General features: G+C 60.4%; 13 protein-coding genes. 12 read left to right on the top strand and 1 reads right to left on the bottom strand.

The annotated features are described in order from the left end of the window. Window position 1 precedes the first annotated feature (1 nt). Window positions 2-625 carry a CDP-alcohol phosphatidyltransferase family protein gene (locus ACLH0I_RS26050; RefSeq protein WP_411385747.1) on the bottom strand — a complete coding sequence of 208 codons (624 nt, stop codon included), beginning with the start codon at window positions 623-625 and terminating at the stop codon, window positions 2-4. A gap of 684 nt (window positions 626-1,309) precedes the next feature. On the opposite strand from ACLH0I_RS26050, the gene ACLH0I_RS26045 reads away from it, so the two are divergent. From ACLH0I_RS26045 to ACLH0I_RS25990, 12 genes are all read left to right on the top strand, one after another. After that, a complete protein-coding gene (locus ACLH0I_RS26045; RefSeq protein ID WP_411385746.1) occupies window positions 1,310-1,717 on the top strand; it encodes a DUF6088 family protein in 408 nt (135 codons plus the stop codon). Next, window positions 1,698-2,660 (top strand): nucleotidyl transferase AbiEii/AbiGii toxin family protein, encoded by a 963-nt coding sequence (locus ACLH0I_RS26040; protein WP_411385745.1) that lies wholly within the window; start codon window positions 1,698-1,700, stop codon window positions 2,658-2,660. The genes ACLH0I_RS26045 and ACLH0I_RS26040 overlap by 20 nt, the downstream gene beginning before the upstream one ends. A gap of 130 nt (window positions 2,661-2,790) precedes the next feature. Then, window positions 2,791-7,632: an RHS repeat-associated core domain-containing protein gene (locus tag ACLH0I_RS26035; protein WP_411385744.1), complete on the top strand. Its 4,842-nt coding sequence runs from the start codon at window positions 2,791-2,793 to the stop codon at window positions 7,630-7,632. Window positions 7,633-7,636: 4 nt separating this feature from the next. Then, window positions 7,637-8,035, top strand: coding sequence for a hypothetical protein (locus tag ACLH0I_RS26030; protein ID WP_250964865.1), 399 nt, complete (start codon window positions 7,637-7,639; stop codon window positions 8,033-8,035). Window positions 8,036-8,609: 574 nt separating this feature from the next. Beyond that, window positions 8,610-9,863 carry a cystathionine gamma-synthase family protein gene (locus ACLH0I_RS26025; protein ID WP_411385743.1) on the top strand — a complete coding sequence of 418 codons (1,254 nt, stop codon included), beginning with the start codon at window positions 8,610-8,612 and terminating at the stop codon, window positions 9,861-9,863. A 134-nt stretch (window positions 9,864-9,997) separates the two neighbouring features. Continuing rightward, window positions 9,998-11,428: an amino acid permease gene (locus ACLH0I_RS26020; RefSeq protein ID WP_186730268.1), complete on the top strand. Its 1,431-nt coding sequence runs from the start codon at window positions 9,998-10,000 to the stop codon at window positions 11,426-11,428. A gap of 57 nt (window positions 11,429-11,485) precedes the next feature. Next, window positions 11,486-12,370 (top strand): LysR substrate-binding domain-containing protein, encoded by an 885-nt coding sequence (locus ACLH0I_RS26015; protein WP_411385742.1) that lies wholly within the window; start codon window positions 11,486-11,488, stop codon window positions 12,368-12,370. Between the two features lie 30 nt (window positions 12,371-12,400). After that, a complete protein-coding gene (gene thrC / locus ACLH0I_RS26010) occupies window positions 12,401-13,765 on the top strand; it encodes a threonine synthase (RefSeq protein ID WP_411385741.1) in 1,365 nt (454 codons plus the stop codon). A gap of 11 nt (window positions 13,766-13,776) precedes the next feature. Next, the gene (locus ACLH0I_RS26005; protein WP_411385740.1) at window positions 13,777-14,214 is read left to right on the top strand and encodes an Lrp/AsnC family transcriptional regulator; all 438 of its coding nucleotides are present in this window, start codon (window positions 13,777-13,779) and stop codon (window positions 14,212-14,214) included. Between the two features lie 747 nt (window positions 14,215-14,961). Further along, window positions 14,962-16,020 (top strand): homoserine dehydrogenase, encoded by a 1,059-nt coding sequence (locus ACLH0I_RS26000; RefSeq protein WP_411385739.1) that lies wholly within the window; start codon window positions 14,962-14,964, stop codon window positions 16,018-16,020. Next, window positions 16,017-17,429: an aldehyde dehydrogenase family protein gene (locus ACLH0I_RS25995; protein ID WP_411385738.1), complete on the top strand. Its 1,413-nt coding sequence runs from the start codon at window positions 16,017-16,019 to the stop codon at window positions 17,427-17,429. The genes ACLH0I_RS26000 and ACLH0I_RS25995 overlap by 4 nt, the downstream gene beginning before the upstream one ends. Window positions 17,430-17,992: 563 nt before the next feature. Further along, the gene (locus tag ACLH0I_RS25990) at window positions 17,993-19,267 is read left to right on the top strand and encodes a glycoside hydrolase family 68 protein (RefSeq protein ID WP_411385737.1); all 1,275 of its coding nucleotides are present in this window, start codon (window positions 17,993-17,995) and stop codon (window positions 19,265-19,267) included. Window positions 19,268-19,764: the final 497 nt, after the last annotated feature.

Genomic DNA, 19,764 nt, shown 5'->3' with positions numbered 1-19,764 from the left:
CTTATGCTGAGGGAGCGTTTTCCGTCACCTGGCCCAGGCCATGACGGACCCGATTGACCAAGGTATAAACCAGCAGGGCGGCAACCACCGCCATCACACCATTTACCCAGAGTGCCCCGAGCCAACCCAGGGCAAGGCCGGTCGCCAACACGCCAAACACAAAGGCGCGATCGCTCTTGCCCATCGGCCCGTCATACCGCCGCGAAGCCCCCACCATTGCCCCAAGCACGCCGGCGTATTCGCTGAACAACGCCAACAGCGTGACCAACAACACGAGCAGGAGACTGGTATCGGCAAACAAGGCAAAAGGCAGGATCAAGGCAACGTCGGCGATGATATCGCATAGCTCGTTGAGGTAGGCGCCCAGATGCGATTGTTGACCAAACTCCCGCGCCAGCATGCCGTCCACGGCATTCAACGCCATGCGCAGGAACATCCAGATCGGCACCAGGACGAAAATCCACGGATGGTCGGCGAACCAGGCAATGACCGCCCCCACCAACACCGAGACGATGCCCGCGAGCAGGGTGACCTGGTTGGCGGTGACACCGTTGTCGTAGAGGCGTTGGACCATGGGGCGCAGCAGGTTTTGAAAGGCGGGCTTGAGTTGGTAGATGGAGGGCATCGGGGTGAGATCTCGGCCGGTGGCGGGGCTGGGCTTATACAGGTGCGAGATTACGATAGGTTGAGGGGTTGCAGGCGGGTATTTCTTGAGAATGCGTGCGGGTAGGCATCTATTCGCGCGTTTATCTGCGCAAGACACCCCGGGAGATATGAAAAAAACGCTAAACCTGTGGCGAGGAACCTTGCTCCCGCTGGGCCCTGTAGGAGCTGTCGAGCGAAGCGAGGCTGCGATATTTCCACAGCCCATTGAGTCGACAAGATCAAAAGATCGTCCGAACGCGGCCCGACCCTTCGCCAGCTCCTACACCGCCGAGCGGGAGCAAGCTCCCTCGCCACAATGAATCATGCCGCCTTAAATTAAGGGGAGCCTGTGAGAGCAACTGTTCACACATTCCCAACCTCACCGCAGTTCCCCTGTGGGAGCGAGCTTGCTCGCGATGGCGGAGTGTCAGTCACCCTCAATGGCAGCTGACGCAGCGCCATCGCGAGCAAGCTCGCTCCCACAGGTTTTGTGTCTGAAACGAATATGCGCTGTGCATTCGATTCTGTTCCGAGGCTGCATTGGCCGATGTTCCAGCTCTGATTTATACTGAGCAAATCAATGAGCACTGTTTGTATTAAAATTTCATTATTAAACAATGTGTTACAGGTATTTGAAGGCTAAGTGATATCCGGAGGGTAAGTCATGATTATCGAAGAGCGGCTTAAAAGATCAATCGCCTTGCGAAAGGACGATGTGTTTCTACGCGCCGAATTTTCCGACTTCGGCAGCCCCGCGCAGGTATCCCGAGCGCTGCGTCATCTGGTGGCTAGCGGTGTATTGGTCAAGCTCGGTGTGGGTGTCTTCGCAAAAGCCAAGGCAAGTGTGCTTACCGGCAAGCCGATACCCATTCGTCCCCTTGAAGTCTTGGCGCCTTTGGTTCTGCAAAAGCTTGGCGTGAAGATCACGGCTGGACGCGCAGCGCGTGAATACAACGCCAGCGATAGCTTGCAGCTACCTGCCGGCATCGTTTTTGACACGGGGTCACGGCGTATTAATCGAAAACTCGGCTTCGGTGGTCGTTACGTCGTTTATGAAAATCATCACGCCTGAACAGGTCGAGTTAATCGATGCGGTGTTGGCAGAGGTCGATGTCGGACTGCTGACGGCTAGCATCCTGGAAAAAGACGTCCATGTGACGGATGCTTTGCAAGCTCTGATGGGCATGCAGTTTCCCGGTGTTCGCCTGGTGTTTTGCGGTGGTACAAGCCTGTCGAAGGCTTACCAACTGATCGAGCGTATGTCTGAGGACGTCGACTTAAAAATCGTTCTGAATGATCTTGATGTGTTGAGTGCCTCGGCTCAGAAGCGGCACCTCAGCAATCTGAAGGCTCAGGTTTGTCATGTCCTCGCCGAGCTCGGTTTTGAGGAGATCGTGGAAGAGCGTGTTGCCCGGAATGAAAACCGCTACTTCGCCAGTCGTTGGCAATATGCCCCGCAATACCCTCATGACAGCAGTTTGCGTCCTTATCTAAGTCTTGAGCTGACTGCGCGAATCCCGCAGTTTGAAGTGACTCAGCAGCCACTGGAATACTTGGTCAATCGACTCGCCGCAAGGTCTGGGCGATTAGGCAATATTGCCTGCGTAGCGGTTGAGGAGACGCTTGCGGAGAAAGTCATTTCGTTTCTTCGCCGCTATGCCCAACACCAAGCCGGAGCCATGCTCCAGCCGTGGGACGAGACGTTGGTGCGGCATATCTATGATGTTTACTGCATAAGCCGCGGCGATCCCGCTGTCGGCGAACGAGCCGCTATCGGATTCAAAAGCCTGGTGGAGTTTGATGCGCTGGAATTTGGTCGGCAGTTTCCTCCATTTGCTAACGATCCGGGAAATGTCATGCAGAGCGCCCTCCATCAGGCGAGTTCGGATGCGCAGATTCGTCGCCAGTATGGAGCGAAGCTCATGCCGCTGATTTTTGGCGATGTCCGTCCGAGCTTTGATGAAGCTTATGTCGTGTTTCGTCAGCACGCCGAAGCGTTGATGCGGACGCTGTAAAACGCTCGGTTAAAGGCCAAGCGTTAAATTTAGCGAATCGCCCTACATCCTTCGTCCCCTTCCACTGACTTAATTCCCCTGTCATCCCCGGCAGAGTCTCGCGTCCGTCCCTGCACCGCGAGATTCCTGCATGTTTGCCCCCGACAAGCTCCTGGCCCTGAACAACACCATTGGCTTGTTGGTGGTGGCTGCCATGGACCCCGAGCGGCCAGATGTCGAAGCGGTTTTCCAGGATTTTCGAAACTGCCTGAACGACTACGACGCCTGGGCTGAAAGCTTCTGGGCCGGCTGGGCGCTGGATCTTGAGCAAGTGTTCAAGGTCGGTCACGAGGTGTCCCTCGCGGCACCGAAAAACCAGGACACACCCGTCAGCGCCACGGTGGTGGCCTGTCCGGCGTCTGGGCCGCTGACGCTGGTGCACATGTTCCAGGCGGCGCGCTTCGTGCCGATTGGCGACACACCGGTGATGCTGGAACCGGTCATCGGTGGTGCGCCGGGGCAGGAAATTTTCGGCGAGCCGATCCATCACGTGATCGGCCCAAGCGGCATCCTGGAAGTGCCTGAGTGTTGGCGAGGCCAGCGTTATCGCGTCACCTTTTTCCCCCATGTCACGGCTGATCACGTCAAGGCGTTGTACGCGTCTTACCAAGGCTTGATCGACGAACTCGAGGGCTGGCTGAAAGCGGAGTGGGAGCAGTTTCAACCGCTGTGGACGGAGTTTTCCGAGGCCGGGTTTCTCGAACGCTACGACGTGTTGCAGCAAGCCGATTGGCGCGGTTTCAAGAATGCCCTGCATCAACTGTGGGACGACGTTAAGCAGGTTTTCGGGCTGCTAGCGGATCTGCAGGCCAACAGCGAAAAACTGCTGGAGTACCTGACTCAAGCCGAGCTTGAACAGCTATTGAAGGCATCCTCCGAGGCGATTGCCAAAGGGCTGATGGTGCTGAGTGACGAGCCGTTGCTCTTCGTCCACGTGGCCGCGTTCAACAGTTGGGTGCGGATGTTGCCGCCTCAGTACGCGGCCGAAGTTGTCGGAGAGCTGCGCGCCTCGGTACTGATCAATTTCCTGCTGATGCGTTTGACCGGGGGGCTGGGCCTGGGGCTGCGCATGAGCGGTAATGTATTGGGCCGGGTCCGCTCGGAGCGGGCCCGGGAATGGTTGCTGGCGTCGAGCCTGAGACTGGGCCAACTCGCCCCCGACCGGCTCAATCAGCATGCCGATGTGCTCAAGCCGTTGGTGGTCAGCCAGCGCGGGCCTTTAAAACCGACGCCTGTCGGACCTTTGCACATCACCCCTGAATACTCTGCCCCCTTGTCCGTCAGCAATCCGGCCGCCGTGGCGCGGGAAAAATCCCGGCCATCTACCCGCCTGAGCCAACACGAACCCCACGACGTCCCCGCCCAATCGAAAAACCCCAACGGCGACAGCGCCGACACCGCCGCCCAGACCCAGACCAGCGGCTGCCCGGTGTCGATGGTCACCGGCGAAGAACTGCTGACCCTCGACGATGGCACCCTCGACGGCCGTTTGCCGTTCGTTTTCACCCGTCTGTACCGCACCAGCGCCGCCGACCTGGACGTCGGCCTCGGATGTGGTTGGAGCCATGCCCTGGCCCATCGCCTGGAACTCCATGGCGAACAGGTCACCTGGGTCGACCAGGAAAACCGTCGCACGCTCTTTCCATTGCCCACCACCCAGCGCCCGGCGATCCACAACAGCCTGGCCCGCGCAGCAATCTACCTGGGGGCCGAGCCGGACGAACTGATCGTCGCCCAACCGGGGGAAAACGCGCCGTTCCTGCATTTTCGCGACGGCCACCTGATCGCCCTCAGCGACCGCTACGACAACCGCCTGTCCCTCCAGCGCAACATCCACGGCGACGTCTGCCGTTTGGACAACGGCGCCGGGCGTTCCCTGCGCCTGCGCTACGAACAGCGCCACCTGATCGCCGTCGACTACCAGAGCTTCCACCCGGCCATCACCCTCGACGAAGCCTGGCGGACCGAGCAGACGCTGGTGTCCTACCGCTACGACGGACGTTTCCGACTGATCGAAGCGACCAATGCCGCCGGAGAAAGCGAACGCTACGACTACGACGACCAGCACGTCATCCTCCAGCGGCAATTGGCCGGCGGGGCGAGTTTTTATTGGGAGTGGCAAGGCGTCGGGCCGGCGTCCCGTTGCGTACGGCATTGGGCCTCGTTTGCGCAGATGGACAGCCGCTACACCTGGGGCGAGGACGGCAGTGTCACGGTCCGGCACCTGGATGGCAGCCAGGAGGTGTATGTCCACGACGACCGGGCGCGGCTGGTGCGCAAGGTCGAGCCCGACGGCGGCGAACACCTCAAGGCCTATGACGAGCAGGGCCGGCTGATCGCCGAACAGGACCCGCTGGGGGCGGTCCGCGAATACCGCTACGACGACGTCGGACGGCTGCTGGCGTTGATTCCACCGGACGAGGCACCAACCTCCTACGAATACCGCAACGGTTTCCTGCACACCCGTTCCCGTGGCAAGGCAGTGTGGACTTACCGGCGCAATGACCACGGTGATGTGATCGCCAGCATCGACCCGGACGGCCAGCGTACGGAATATGCCTACGACGCCCATGGGCAACTGCTGGCAAGGTACGACCCGGACGGCGGCGAACATCGCTTCACCTGGAGTCGCCTGGGCCAACTGACTGAAGAAGTCCTGCCCGACGGCAATCGCCGGTGTTTTTCCTACGATGCCCTGGGACGTTTGCTCAGCCGCCGGGACGAACACGGCGCCCTCACGCACTACCAATGGGACGCCGTCGGCCGACTGCTGCAAGTGACCCTGCCCACCGGCGCCATCCGGGCCTGGAGCTACAACGCCTACGGCAAGGTCATTGCCGAACGCGACGAGCAGGGCCGCACCACCCGCTACGAATACGCCGATGACCTGCATCTGGTCAGCCGTCGCCTGAACCCCGACGGCAGCGAGCTGAAGTATCGCTACGACTCGGCGCGGCTGTTGCTGACCGAGATCGAAAACGAATCTGGCGAAAAATATCAGCTGGACTACACGCCCAGCGGCTTGATCCGACAGCAAGTCGGCTTCGACGGGCAACGCACCGCCTACGCCTACGACCTCAACGGTCACCTGCTGGAGAAAACCGAGCACGGCGAGGACGGTTCGCAATGGGTCACCCGCTACCAGCGCGACGCGGCCGGGCGGCTGCAACTCAAGACCTTGCCCGACGGCCAGTCTATCGAATACCGCTACGACGAACTGGGCCGGCTGGTCTACGTCGATGACGGCAGCGACCATCCGCTGGCCTTCGAATACGACGCCCAGGATCGGCTGATCACTGAGCACCAGGGCTGGGGCACCCTGCGTTATCGCTACGATGCCTGCGGGCGCCTCAATCACCTGCGCCTGCCGGACGACAGCCAACTCGACTACCACCACGCCCCGGGCGGTGCGCTGACCGCCATCGATCTCAACGGCGCACGCCTGACCGAACACCGCTTTGACGGCAGCCGCGAACGACAGCGCCAGCAAGGTCAGTTGCTCAGCGACTACAGGTACGACGAACAGGGCCGCCTCAAGGCCCAGACCGTGTGGCAGAACCCACAGCAGCAACTGCTCTGGCGCGACTATATCTACAGCCCCAAGGGCAACCTGCAAACCCTTTCCGACCACCGAAACCGCCGCAGCTACCAGTACGATTCTCTAGATCGCCTGACCCGCATCGACTTTTCCCACAGCGAGCCGCCGGAACACTTCAGCCACGACCCGGCCGGCAACCTGCTGATGCAGGACCGCCCCGGCCCGACCACCCTCAAGGGCAACCGCCTGCTGAAGGAGGGCGACCGCCACTACGACTACGACACCTTCGGCAACCTGATACGCGAACGCCGCGGCGAGTCCCTGGTCAGCGCCTACCGCTACGACAGCCAACACCGCCTGGTCGGCATCACCACGGCCGACGGCTGCGAAACCTCCTACCGCTACGACGCTTTCGGCCGACGCATCAGCAAGACCGTGGACGGCCTGACCACGGAATTTTTCTGGCAGGGCGACCAGCTCGTCGCTGAAAACAGCCCGCGCCACCACCGCAGCTACGTCTATGAACCGGGCACCTTCCGCCCGCTGGCGATGCTCGACGGTGAAGGCCACGACGCGCGCCCGTTCTACTACCACCTCGACCGCCTGGGTACGCCCCAGGAACTGACCAACCCCGCCGGCCAGATCGTCTGGTCGGCGCGCTACAACGGCTACGGCAAAGTCACCGAACTCAGGCACGGCGACGGCGAACAGCTTGAGCAACCGCTGCGCTTCCAGGGCCAATACTTCGACCCCGAAAGCGGCCTGCACTACAACCGGCACCGCTACTACAATCCTGAAACTGGTCGCTATTTGACGCCCGACCCGAGCAAGTTGGCGGGTGGGCTCAATGGGTACCGGTACACCCTGAACCCGACGGGATGGGTGGATCCGTTGGGGTTGGTGGATTGTCCGGGGAAGGGTGGGTGTAGGCCGGCGGTTGGGGATCAGGATCCGGCGGGTAAGGTTGGGGTGGATGAGGGTGAGTCGAAGCTCCCTCAAACTAAGCCAAAAGATATCTATACCTATCGAGGGGATTCACGAGAGCCTTGGGAAATATTTGAGGCAGGATTCGAGCCGTTAGGATTTAGTACCGATCTATTTTTGCATGCTAAAGATAACCGAAATCCGCCTAGTATTTATGTAAGTACAACCACTTCAAAGGCTGAGGCAATAAAATTTGCGACTGGTTTTGGATATGAGTCAGGATACGTGTACGTGTTAAAAAATGTGCCGGGTATCGATGTGAATAAGAAACTGGGTTTGATGTCGCCGCATCGAAAAGAAGTGGAAATAGCTGTGCCTGGAGGCGTTGATAGGAAAGACATAGTAGGGGCAACGCCAGTGAATGAAGATGGATCCTATGTAGGCTACTCAATACCAAATTTTGGCAGGTGAGGATATGACTTCTAGAGAAGTGAAAGTTGAAATTGATGGCGTCGTTAAGAGTGCGATTTTTGAATGTGATCGAAAAGTTATGGCCATGACTGTGACGATGCCAGATGGATTAGTGAAAAATTACACAGCAGCGGATTTGTATTTGTGCTTGGGAATGGTTAGAAAAGATTTTCCGGATGTAAAGTTTTTATGCAAAGGAGCCAAAATAAATGTGTACCCCTCGCGGATGTCCTCACAAATGGCTGGTGGCGTAGTTGCTTACGAAGTTCGTTGGGGAGAGTCTGCAGGTAAAGATGACGTAGTCAATATTTTTGATTATGAAGATAAGGGCTTAACCAACGATATTACAAAGCAGGCTGACTATCATCAGCACTGGTTGCAGTCTTTGGGCGCTGGTTCGTGATTTGCTCCCACAGGTTAATCAGTGACTGGGTGTTGATCGAAAGCCCTTGGACGTCTGAAAAAACGCTGAACCTGTGGCGAGGGAGCTTGCTCCCGCTGGGCCGTGGTAGGAGCTGCCGAAGGCTGCGATCTTTTGATTTGATCTTTCGCTTGATACTCAACTGGCTTTGGAAAGATCGCAGCCTCGCTTCGCTCGGCAGCTCCTACGGCGCAGCCGAGCGGGAGCAAGCTCCCTCGCCACGATGATTCGTGCAGCCTTTAAGTCAGCGGTCGCCTGTAGGACTGGCGTTCACGCATTCCCGATGCCATCACAATTTCCAGTGTGGGAGCGAGCCTGCTCGCGATAGCGCTGTGTCAGTCGCCATCAATGTGGCTGACCTGACCCCATCGCGAGCAGGCTCGCTCCCACAGGTATCATCAGTGACCTTACGTGTCGCGACTTCGCCTCCAGCCATTAAAAAAACCACCCCTTTGGCACCGATAACATCGTTTCTCGCCCGCCCGGCTTTTCCCTATATTGGCCCTCAGATCCGGTGGATGGCTCAACGTCCACCCCCTCAGTGTGAGTAGCCTCGATGAACAATAAACCTGACAGCACAGGGCTTGATAATGCCGGCGCCGGCACCCGGGCGGTTTGGGGTGGGGAGCAAGTCAGGCATCCCTACAACGCCACGCAAACCCCCATCGTGGCCAGTGCCGCGTACGGTTACGACGACATCGACGTCTGGTACGACGTCGCCCTGGGCAAGGCCCCCGGTTTTATCTACAGCCGCATGAGCAACCCGACCGTCGAGACCCTCGAAGCCAAGATCCGCGAGCTGGAAATGGCCGAGTCTGCCGTGGCCTTCAGCAGTGGCATGGCGGCGATCAGCAGCGTGCTCTACACCTTCCTGGCCCATGGCGATCGGGTGGTGTCGACCAAGGACAGTTACGGCGGCACCAACAAAATCTTCGAAGAGTTCCTGCCGCGCACCGGCGTGGCAGTGACCCTGTGCGAGACCTTCGACCACGATGACCTCGAGCGTGAAATCGCCAAGGGCTGCCAGGTGTTGTACCTGGAAACCCCCACCAACCCGACCCTGAAAATTCTCGACATCCCGCGCCTGGTGGCGGCGGCCAAGCGTGTCGGCGCCTTGGTCGTGGCCGATAACACCTTCGCCACGCCGCTGAACCAGAGCCCGCTGGCCTTGGGCGTGGACGTGGTGATTCACAGCGCGACCAAGTTCCTCAGCGGCCATGGCGACGTGCTTGGTGGCCTGGTGTGTGGCAGCGAAGCCTTGATGGCCCAAGTGCGGCACTACCGGGAAATCAACGGCGCGAGCCTCGACCCGTTCTCGGCCTACCTGATCATCCGTGGCATGAAGACCCTGGCGCTGCGCATGCGCCAGCAACAACACAGCGCCCGGGCCCTGTCCGAATTCCTCTGCACCGAACCATTGGTGGAAGCCGTGAATTATCCCGGCTTGCCCAGCCACCCGAACCACGCCATCGCCTGTGCACAGATGTCCGGCTTCGGCGCCATCGTCAGTTTTGTCCTGGTCGGCGGCATGGACACGGTCAAGTTGCTGCTGCCACGCCTGCGCTTCGCCCACTGCGCCGGCAACCTGGGCGCGGTGGAAACCATCTACGGCCCGGCCCGCACCACCAGCCATGTCGAGAACACCCTGGAAGAACGCCTGGCCCTGGGTATCTCCGAAGGCTTGGTGCGGGTTTCGGTGGGCATCGAAGACACCGACGATCTGCTGGACGATCTGAAACAGGCCTTCGCCTTCGTCAAAAAGACCCTCGATCCGCAACTCAATGAAGTCCACACCGAGACGGCAAGCTGAAGTTTGAAAGTTGATACCCCGCGACAAGGCTGTCAGCGGGGCGTTCATGAATAGGAATAATAATAAAAGCTCAGCGGCGCTTGTCTGACTCGCGTAGACGTCGATGCGCGCCCTGACATTTCATGAGAACAACCATGTCCATAACAGAACAACAAACGAATACGCGGACCGGCTTCAAGCAGGAAATGCAGACGCGCCATATCGTCATGCTGGCCTTGGGCGGCGTGATCGGCACCGGGCTGTTCCTGACCTCCGGCTACACCGTCAACCAGGCCGGCCCGATGGGGGCGGTGATCGCCTACATCATCGGTGCGCTCATGGTCTACATGGTGATGATGTGCCTCGGCGAACTGGCAGTGCAGATGCCGGTAACCGGTTCCTTCAGCACCTACGCCACGCGCTTCCTCGGCCCCGGCACTGGCTACACCGTGGCCTGGCTGTATTGGCTGACGTGGACGGTGGCCATCGGTTCGGAGTTCACCGCCGCCGGCATCCTCATGACCCGATGGTTTCCCGACACCCCGGTGTGGATCTGGAGCGCGCTGTTTGCCGGCGTGGTGTTCCTCACCAACGTGGTGTCGGTGCGTTTGTTCGCCGAGACCGAGTTCTGGCTGTCGTTGATCAAAGTCCTGACCGTGGTGGTGTTCCTGCTGATCGGTGGTGGTGCGATTCTCGGCCTGTTGAACATCGACCAGGCCCACAGCATCGGGTTAAGTAACTTCACTCGCGAAGGACTTTTTCCTACGGGCTTCATGCCGATTGCGATGACGCTGCTGGCGGTGTCCTTCGCCTTCTCTGGCACGGAACTGATCGGCATCGCCGCTGGCGAAACCAAGGACCCACAACGCAACGTGCCGCGCGCTATCCGCACCACGGTGCTGCGCCTGGCGGTGTTTTTCGTCGGAACCATTTTTGTCCTGGCGACGTTGTTGCCTCGCGAACAGGCCGGTCTGGTGGAGAGTCCGTTCGTCACCGTATTCACCTACATCGGCATTCCGTATTCCGCCGACATCATGAACTTCGTGATCATCACTGCGCTGTTGTCGGCGGCCAACTCCGGCTTGTACGCCGCCTCGCGCATGCTCTGGACCCTCAGCGACCAAGGCCACCTGCCCAAGCAGTTCTCGGCCCTGACCCGCATGGGCACGCCGCTCAACGCGATCATCGTCAGCATGGCCGGCGGCGCCGCGTCGCTGCTCAGCAGTGTGTTTGCCGCCGACACCATCTACCTGGCGCTGGTGTCGATTTCCGGCCTGGCCGTGGTGGTGGTGTGGATGAGCATCGCCGCGAGCCAGATCGGCTTTCGCCGTCACTACGTCGCCAACGGCGGCGACATTCGCGACCTCAAGTTCCGCGTCCGCGGTTATCCGTGGGTGCCGCTGGGTGCGCTGGTGTGCTGCAGCCTGGCGTGCATCGGCATCGCCTTCGACCCTGAACAGCGAGTGGCGCTGTACTTCGGCTTGCCATTCATCGCCTGGTGTTACTTCGTGTATTACATTACCCGCAAAAGCCGCGAGCGACGCTTGTCGGTTGCCCTCGTGGCACAACCGTCCGACGCGTTTTAAACCGCATCGACGGGCGGGCAAACGTGCCCGGTGCGTGGGGGTCAGCGAGGTAAGAGCATGAAGCAAAAAACGTTACCCCCGTTGAACTGGCTGCGGGCGTTCGAAGTGTCCGCCCGTTGCCTGAACTTCACCCACGCCGCCGACGAATTATTCTTGACCCAGGGCGCGGTCAGCCAGCAGATCCGCCAGTTGGAAAGTCACCTCGGTGTGGCGCTGTTCAAGCGCTTGCCCCGTGGCCTCGGTCTGACGGAAGAGGGCCAGGCCTACCTGCCAGTGGTGCAGGACGCGATCACGCGTCTGGCGGTGGGCACCAACGAAATCTTCGGCCAGCACAAGCGCCGGCCGATCAAGGTGCGCGGCAGTCTGGCGTTTTTCGTGCACTGGCTGGCGCCGAAACTGGTGGATTTTCGCCAGGCCCATCCCCACGTCGACATCCGCTACATCAGCAACATCTGGGTCAAGGAACTGGACGGCGAAGACGACATGGAGATTCGCTGGGGCCATGGCCAATGGCCCGGCCTCGTATCGCAACGGCTGACCTGGGACACCTTGTTTCCAGTGTGCTCGCCGGCCTTGATGGCGACGCTGAAGGTGCCGGCGGACGTGGCCAAGCATCCGCTGCTGCACGTGCTGGGTTATGAAGAAGGCTGGGGTTACTGGCTGAAAATGGTCGGTGCCGACTCGGTGGATTCCTCGACCGGCATGCAATTCGACACGCTGGTCTGCACCTTGCGCATGGCCGAGCTTGGGCAGGGCATTGCCCTGGCGCGGTCGTCGATGGTCAGTGAATTGCTGGAAGACGGACGCCTGGTCGAACCCTTCGCCCAACGCATCGAAGCCAGCGAATCGTTCTACCTGGTGCGCAGTTCCGGGGCCGAGCAACACCCGGACGCGGCACGGTTTTCCACCTGGCTGGTGGAGCAGGCGCATCGTTTCAAATGAGCTGTTTTATCTGAGTTTGCGGAGTTGACCATGCGCTACGTGAGTACCCGAAATTCCACCGTGCAGGTCGATTTCGAAAAAGTCGTGCTGTCGGCCATTGCCGAAGATGGCGGGCTGTTTGTCCCCGTGGAACTGCCGCTGTTCGAACCCCAGGACATCGCTAATTGGTCGACGTTGTCCTACGACGAACTGGCCTACCGAGTGATGCGCCCGTTCGTAGGCGAGGCGATCCCCGAGGCCGACCTCAAGCGCTTGCTCAAGGAGGCCGGCAGCCAGTTCAGCCATCGCTCCCTGGCGCCGCTGCATCAGGTGGATCGCAACGAATGGGTCCTGGAGTTGTTCCATGGCCCGACCCGTTCCTCGAAGGACTTTGCCGCGCAGCTGCAAGCGCGGCTGGTGCAGTACTTCCTGCGCAAACGCGGGCGCCGCGCGGTGGTGATGGGCGTCACCAACGGCGACACCGGCCTGGCCGCCATCGAGGCGTTCAAGCATTGCGACGAAACCGACGTGGTGGTGATCTATCCCGAGGCCGGCGTACCGCAAGACCAACTTCAAGACCTGCAAGCGACGGCGCACCCGCGGGTGCATCAAGTCGCCGTGGTGGGCAGTTTCGATGAATGCCAGACCCTCGTCACCCAACTGTTCCGCCAGCATGCGGCGATCAGTTTCAACTCCAGCAATTGGGTCAGCGTCATGGCGCAGTTGGTGTTTTATTTTCACGCCGTGCTGCAGTTGGGCGGCGGTCAGCGGCCCATCGGTTTCAGCGTGCCGGCGGCGAGTTTTGCCGAAGTCTATGCCGGCTACATCGCCCAGAAGATGGGCTTGCCGATCACGCAAATGATCGTCGCCACCAACCAGAACGACGCGCTGCATCAGTTCTTTTTGAAGAACCACTACTCGCGATTGCGCGCCAGCAAGACCCTGTCGCCGGCCATGGACTTGTCGATTTTTTCCAACCTGGAACGGTTTCTCTGGGAGCTCTATGGGCACGACGATCAGGCCGTGAGCGCGCTGATGCACACCTTCGAAACCGACGGCGAAATGAGCATTGGCAACGAGTTCTGGCTGCAGGCGCGGATGATCATCGACTCCTACGCTGTGAGTGATGAGCAGACGCTGAACGAGATCACTTCGTTGTACCGCGACACCGGTTATGTCATCGACCCACACACCGCCACCGGCGTGCTCGCGGCGCGCTTGTACCGCCGCAGCCTGGTGGCGCCGATGGTGACCCTGGGCGAGATCTCACCGATTAAATCGGCGGTGTTGCTCGGTGAGTTGGGGATCCCCGTAGTGGCGCAACAACGTCCGATGGCCGAGCAGGGCCCGGCGCAGATCCATCGCATCCAGCCGGACGACCTCGCTGCCCTCCATCAACTGCTCGGCTCGCTATAACCGGAGGCCCCATGAAGCGAATCCTCGACCCCCTCGACGAACGCATCATCGCCGAACTGCACCTCAACGCCCGCGCCGCCCACGCCGAACTGGCGGCCAAGGTCAACCTCTCGCGCAACGCCGTGCGCCAACGCATCGAACGCCTCGAACGCGACGGCGTGATCCAAGGGTATACGGTGCGCACGGGGGAGGGCGCGCAAGCGTCGTCGAACATCAACGCCGTGATCTTCGTCTACCGCTACGACCGCATGCGCGGCGCCGAGGTGTTGCAAGCGTTGCAGGCCATGCCGGAAGTGCTGCAGTGCGATGTGATGAGCGGCGAGTTTGATTTGATGCTGAGGGTCGGCGCGGCGAACCCGGAGCGGGTGCACAAGGTGTGGAAAGAGATCTCGGCGCTGCCGGGAGTGGAGAACACCGTGACGTCGTTTGTGTTGTCGTCGGTGGTCTAGGCACGCTAGCCGTCACAGCAGTGAACCCCGTGGCGAGGGAGCTTGCTCCCTCGCCACAAGAACCGGCGCAGGCGCATGCCCTGATCCCAATGGAGCAAACACTGAAAAAATACCTGTGGGAAATACCTGTGGGAGCGAGCTTGCTCGCGATAGCGGTAGACCAGCCGACATCAACGTTGCCTGACCTGGCCCTATCGCGAGCAAGCTCGCTCCCACAGGGGAAGGTGCTCGACCAGGCCCCGCCTGCTCGCCGCCGCTGATGGTGTTCACAGATAACCCAGCCACCACAAACCCCGTGGCGAGGGAGCTTGCTCCCGCTGGGTTGCGAAGCAGCCCCAACCAGGTTATCCCCAATCAACCTGACCCACCGCGCTGCATGATTTTTGGGGCCGCTGCGCAGCCCAGCGGGAGCAAGCTCCCTCGCCACAAGAGCCGGCGCAGGTGCATGCCCTGACCCCAATAAACCAAACACTGAAAAATACCTGTGGGAGCGAGCTTGCTCGCGATGGCGGTAGACCAGTCGACATCAATGTTGCCTGACCTGGCCCCTTCGCGAGCAAGCTCGCTCCCACAGTGGTCAGTGTTCGGCCAGTCGATTCTGTCGGCTTTCCGCCCACCCACCGCTTTGCCCAACCCCTGGTCAAAACGCCCAAGAAATAGAGCAAATTGGCCTATTTAACTGACCACCCCACACCCCTAACCTAGATCCCAACAACCTCATCACCCGGATCAAGGGACACAACAAAAATGACTGAATACAAACTGGCCCTAGTCGGCTTCGGCGGTGTAAACCGGGCATTGGCCCAACTGATTGCCGAGCGCAACCAGCAGTGGAAAACCGAACTCGGCTTCACCCTGAAAATCGTCGGCGTGACCGACCTGTTCCTCGGTTCGGTGATGAACCGCCACGGCCTCGACGCCGCCTCACTCGCCCGGCTGCCCGCCAGCAAAGGCGCCATGGCCCAACTCCCCGGCGGCACCGTCGATGCCCTCAACGAAGCCGTGATCAAAGACTGCGGCGCCGACATCATCGCCGAAGCCACCTTCACCAACCCGGTGGACGGCGAGCCCGCCACCTCGTTCTGCCGCTGGGCCCTGGAGCGCGGCAAACACGTGGTCACCACCAACAAAGGCCCCATCGCCCTGCACGGTGCCGAACTCAAGGCCCTGGCCCAACGCAACAACGTCGCCTTCGAATACGAAGGCTCGGTCATGAGCGGCACCCCCGTCATTCGCCTCGCCAAACAAGCCCTGGCCGGCAGCGCCATCACAGGTTTCGAAGGCATCCTCAACGGCACCTCCAACTTCGTCCTCACCTGCATGGAAGGCGGCCTAGGGTTCGCCGAAGCCGTCAGCCAGGCCCAAGCCCTGGGCTACGCCGAAGCCGACCCAACCGCCGACGTCGCAGGCCATGACGTGCGCCTGAAAGTGGTCATCCTGGCCAACGAACTGCTCGACGCCAAACTCACCATCAACGACGTCACCTGCAACGGCATCGCCTCCCTCAGCCTCGACGACATCGAAAAAGCCCGCCGCGACAACGCACGCTGGAAACTCATCGGCGCCGCCACCCGCAACACCGACGGCTCCATCAGCGCCAGCGTCGAACCGCGCCTGCTCAGCAACAACCACCCGCTGGCGAGCATCAGCGGCGCCACCAACGCCGTGTCGTTCACCAGCGAACTGCTCGGCGCCGTCACCGTCTCTGGCCCGGGCGCCGGCCGCACCGAAACCGCCTTTGCACTGCTGTCCGACATCATCAGCATCCACCAATCGGCAACCCGCAAACAGGAGCACACCCTGTGAACGTATCGCGCCTGGCCCTGGCGGTTGTCGAACCGCACATCGAAGTTCTCAACCCGTTTGACGGCAGCATCGTCGGCACCGTCGCCGACCTCAAAGCCTCGGAAGTCCCGCACCTGCTCGAAACCGCACGCAGCGGCGCAAAAACCTGCGCCGCACTCCCGCGTCATCGCCGCGCCAGCATCCTCGAACAAGCAGCACTGAACATCGAACGCGACGCCAAAGCCTTCGCCCGACTCATCGTCGACGAAGCCGGCAAGACCCTCAAACAGGCCGAAAAGGAAGTCAAACGCTGCGTCAACACCCTCAAACTCTCCGCCGAAGAAGCCAAGCGCAACGCCGGCGAAATCGTCCCGTTCGACGCCTACGAAGGCGCCGAATCGCGCCAAGGCTGGTTCACCCGCGAACCCCTCGGCCTGATCGTCGCCATCACCCCCTACAACGACCCGCTCAACCTCGTCGCCCACAAACTCGGCCCGGCCATCGCCGGCGGCAACGCAGTGATCCTCAAACCGTCCGAACTGGCGCCGTTGTCCGCCCTCAAGCTGGTCTCGTACCTGGTCACCGCCGGCCTCCCCGAAACCGTGGTCACCGTCGCCACCGGCGGCGCCGAACTGGGCAAAGCCCTGGTCGCCGCCCGCGACGTGCGCATGATTTCCTTCACCGGCGGCTTCGTCACCGGCGAACAAATCGCCCGCACCGCCGGCCTGAAAAAACTCGCCATGGACCTCGGCGGCAACGCCCCCGTCATCGTCATGGGCGACTGCAACCTCGACGCCGCCGTCGACAGCTGCCTCTCCGGCGCCTTCTGGGCCGCCGGGCAAAACTGCATCGGCACCCAACGCCTGCTCATCCACGCACCGATCTATGAAGCCTTCCGCGAACGCTTCGTCAACCAGGCCCAAGCCCTCGTCGTCGGCAACCCGCTGCTCGCCAACACCGACATCGGCCCGATGATCACCCAACAAGCCGCGCAGAACGCCGAACAAGTGGTCAACGAAGCCCTGCAACAAGGCGCCACCTTGCTCTGCGGCCATCACCGTCAGGGCAACTGCTACGCCGCCACCGTCCTGGAAAACGTCGACCACACCAGCCGACTCTGGCGCAACGAAGCCTTTGCGCCGGTGGTGGTGTTACAGCCGTTCGAGACGTTCGATGAAGCCATCACGTTGGCGAACGAACCTGAGTACGCGCTTCACGCTGGGATCTTCACAAATGATTTATCCACGGCCATGAGCGCTGCACGACGGATCGAAGCAGGGGGCGTGATGATCAATGATTCGTCGGATTTCCGGTTTGATGCGATGCCGTTTGGCGGCTCCAAGTACGGCAGTTTGGGCAGGGAAGGGGTGCGGTTTGCGTATGAGGAAATGACCCAGCCGAAGGTGGTTTGTTTGAATACGTTGGGGTGAGGGTGGCGAATCAGTCCTCGGACTATGGTTCAAGGCGCAGGAACCGCTTACCTGTCATGTCGCTAAAACACCCTTTCGACAACACGTTTCGTCCTCATGTCGTCACCAGCGACATGAGGTCGAAGCGTGTCGCTGTTCAGGGCGATCTGCGCAACACCAGCCACACCAAAACAACTGACCCACCGCCCTGACAGGCATTCCACACCCCAACTGTGGGAGCGAGCTTGCTCGCGATAGCGCAACACCAGTCACACCAAAACAACTGACCCACCGCCATAACAGGCATTCCACACCCCAACTGTGGGAGCGAGCCTGCTCGCGATAGCGCTAAGCGCTCAGAGCACCAAGCGTGCAGGCAACATCGGCGATCTCCCAAAAACCAACTTCTTCAAACGCTCCAAGCTGAAACGTATCAGCTATAAGAAAAAACCAAAATATGCACAAATGCATTTTTATGCTTGACCTGCATAGGCAAGCCTCTATAAGGTGATTTCACTGTATGCACATACAGTATTTCTAAATCGCTACTTATTTAAATCCATTCATGGACGAGGCAATAACCTATGAAAACCACCACTGAAAAATTCGGTGCAACCCCCCATCAACCCAGCCTCTGGACCCGCGCCGACGCGCTGAAAGTCCGGGCCGATGACCCCACCACCACCCAGCCGCTGGTCAGCGCGGATTTCCCGGTCCTGAGCAACGACGTGTTCATCTGGGACACCATGCCCCTGCGCGACCTGGACGGTAACGTGACGTCCGTCGATGGCTGGTCGGTGATCTTCACCCTGACCGCCGATCGTCATCCAAACGACCCGCAGTACCTCGACGAGGACGGCAACTACGACATCCTCCGCGATTGGAACGACCGCCACGGTCGGGCAAAGATGTACTACTGGTTTTCTCGTACCGGCAAGAACTGGGAATTCGGTGGCCGCGTGATGGCCGAAGGCGTTTCGCCCACCGCCCGCGAATGGGCCGGCACGCCGATCCTGCTGAACGACCGAGGTGAAGTGGACCTGTATTACACCGCCGTCACCCCAGGCGCGACCATCGTCAAGGTGCGCGGCCGGGTAGTGACCACTGAACACGGTGTCAGCATGGTCGGCTTCGAGAAGGTCAAGCCGCTGTTCGAGGCCGACGGCAACCTGTACCAGACCGAAGCCCAAAACGCCTTCTGGGGTTTCCGCGACCCATGGCCATTCCGCGACCCGAACGATGGCAAGCTCTACATGCTGTTCGAGGGCAACGTCGCCGGTGAGCGCGGCTCCCACAAAGTAGGCGAGGCAGAAATCGGCGACGTGCCACCGGGTTATGAAGACGTCGGCAACTCGCGCTTCCAGACCGCCTGCGTCGGCATCGCCGTGGCCCGTGACGCCGACGGTGACGACTGGGAAATGCTGCCGCCACTGCTGACCGCCGTCGGAGTAAACGACCAGACCGAGCGCCCGCACTTCGTGTTCCAGGATGGCAAGTACTACCTGTTCACCATCAGCCATACCTTCACCTACGCCGACGGTGTCACCGGCCCGGACGGGGTGTACGGTTTCGTCGCGGACTCGCTGTTCGGCCCTTACGTGCCGTTGAACGGTTCCGGCCTGGTGCTGGGCAACCCGTCCTCCCAGCCATTCCAGACCTACTCGCACTATGTCATGCCAAACGGCCTGGTAACCTCCTTCATCGACAGCGTACCGACCGACGAAACCGGCACGCAGATTCGTGTCGGTGGCACCGAGGCGCCAACGGTGGGCATGAAAATAAAAGGGCTGCAGACGTTCGTGGTGGCCGAGTACGACTACGGTTACATCCCGCCGATGCTCGACGTCACACTCAAGTAACAGCAACACCGGGGTTTCAGGCAGCGGGTTTGCGGTCGATGACAAAACCGTTGTGGATATGATCGAGATATCCCGCCTGATTCATTGCGACGTTGCTCGCAAGCCCCATTGAACAACGCGTCGTAACCCCCTTTGCGACTGGCTGCAAGGATGCAGCCAGTCGCGAATGCATTTCCGCACTGCGCACTTGGAACGATGAGTTCTCTTAAGCAGTGCAGCAGACCGCCGTACACTTCCCCAACCGCAGCGTCGCTCCTTGCTAAATGACGCTGACGCACCGCATTCACGAGCAAATCCGCTCCGCCATTCCTATGTTTGAAATGCCTGACGCAAGCGCCTCTGTGGGAGCGAGCCTGCTCGCGATGGCGGTGTATAAACAACATTCCGGCCCGCTGTTTATCGTGGCTCCACGAGAGCAGCCACGACCGACATTGCCTTGCGCCATTGCCTACAACTACGCCAGAATCCGCCGGCTTGTGCGTTTTGGGGCCCGTCGG

The sequence above is a fragment of the Pseudomonas sp. MPB03 genome, assembly GCF_046605385.1.
Lineage (GTDB): Bacteria > Pseudomonadota > Gammaproteobacteria > Pseudomonadales > Pseudomonadaceae > Aquipseudomonas > Aquipseudomonas zanjanensis.
This window is presented reverse-complemented; position numbering and strand designations above follow the sequence as displayed.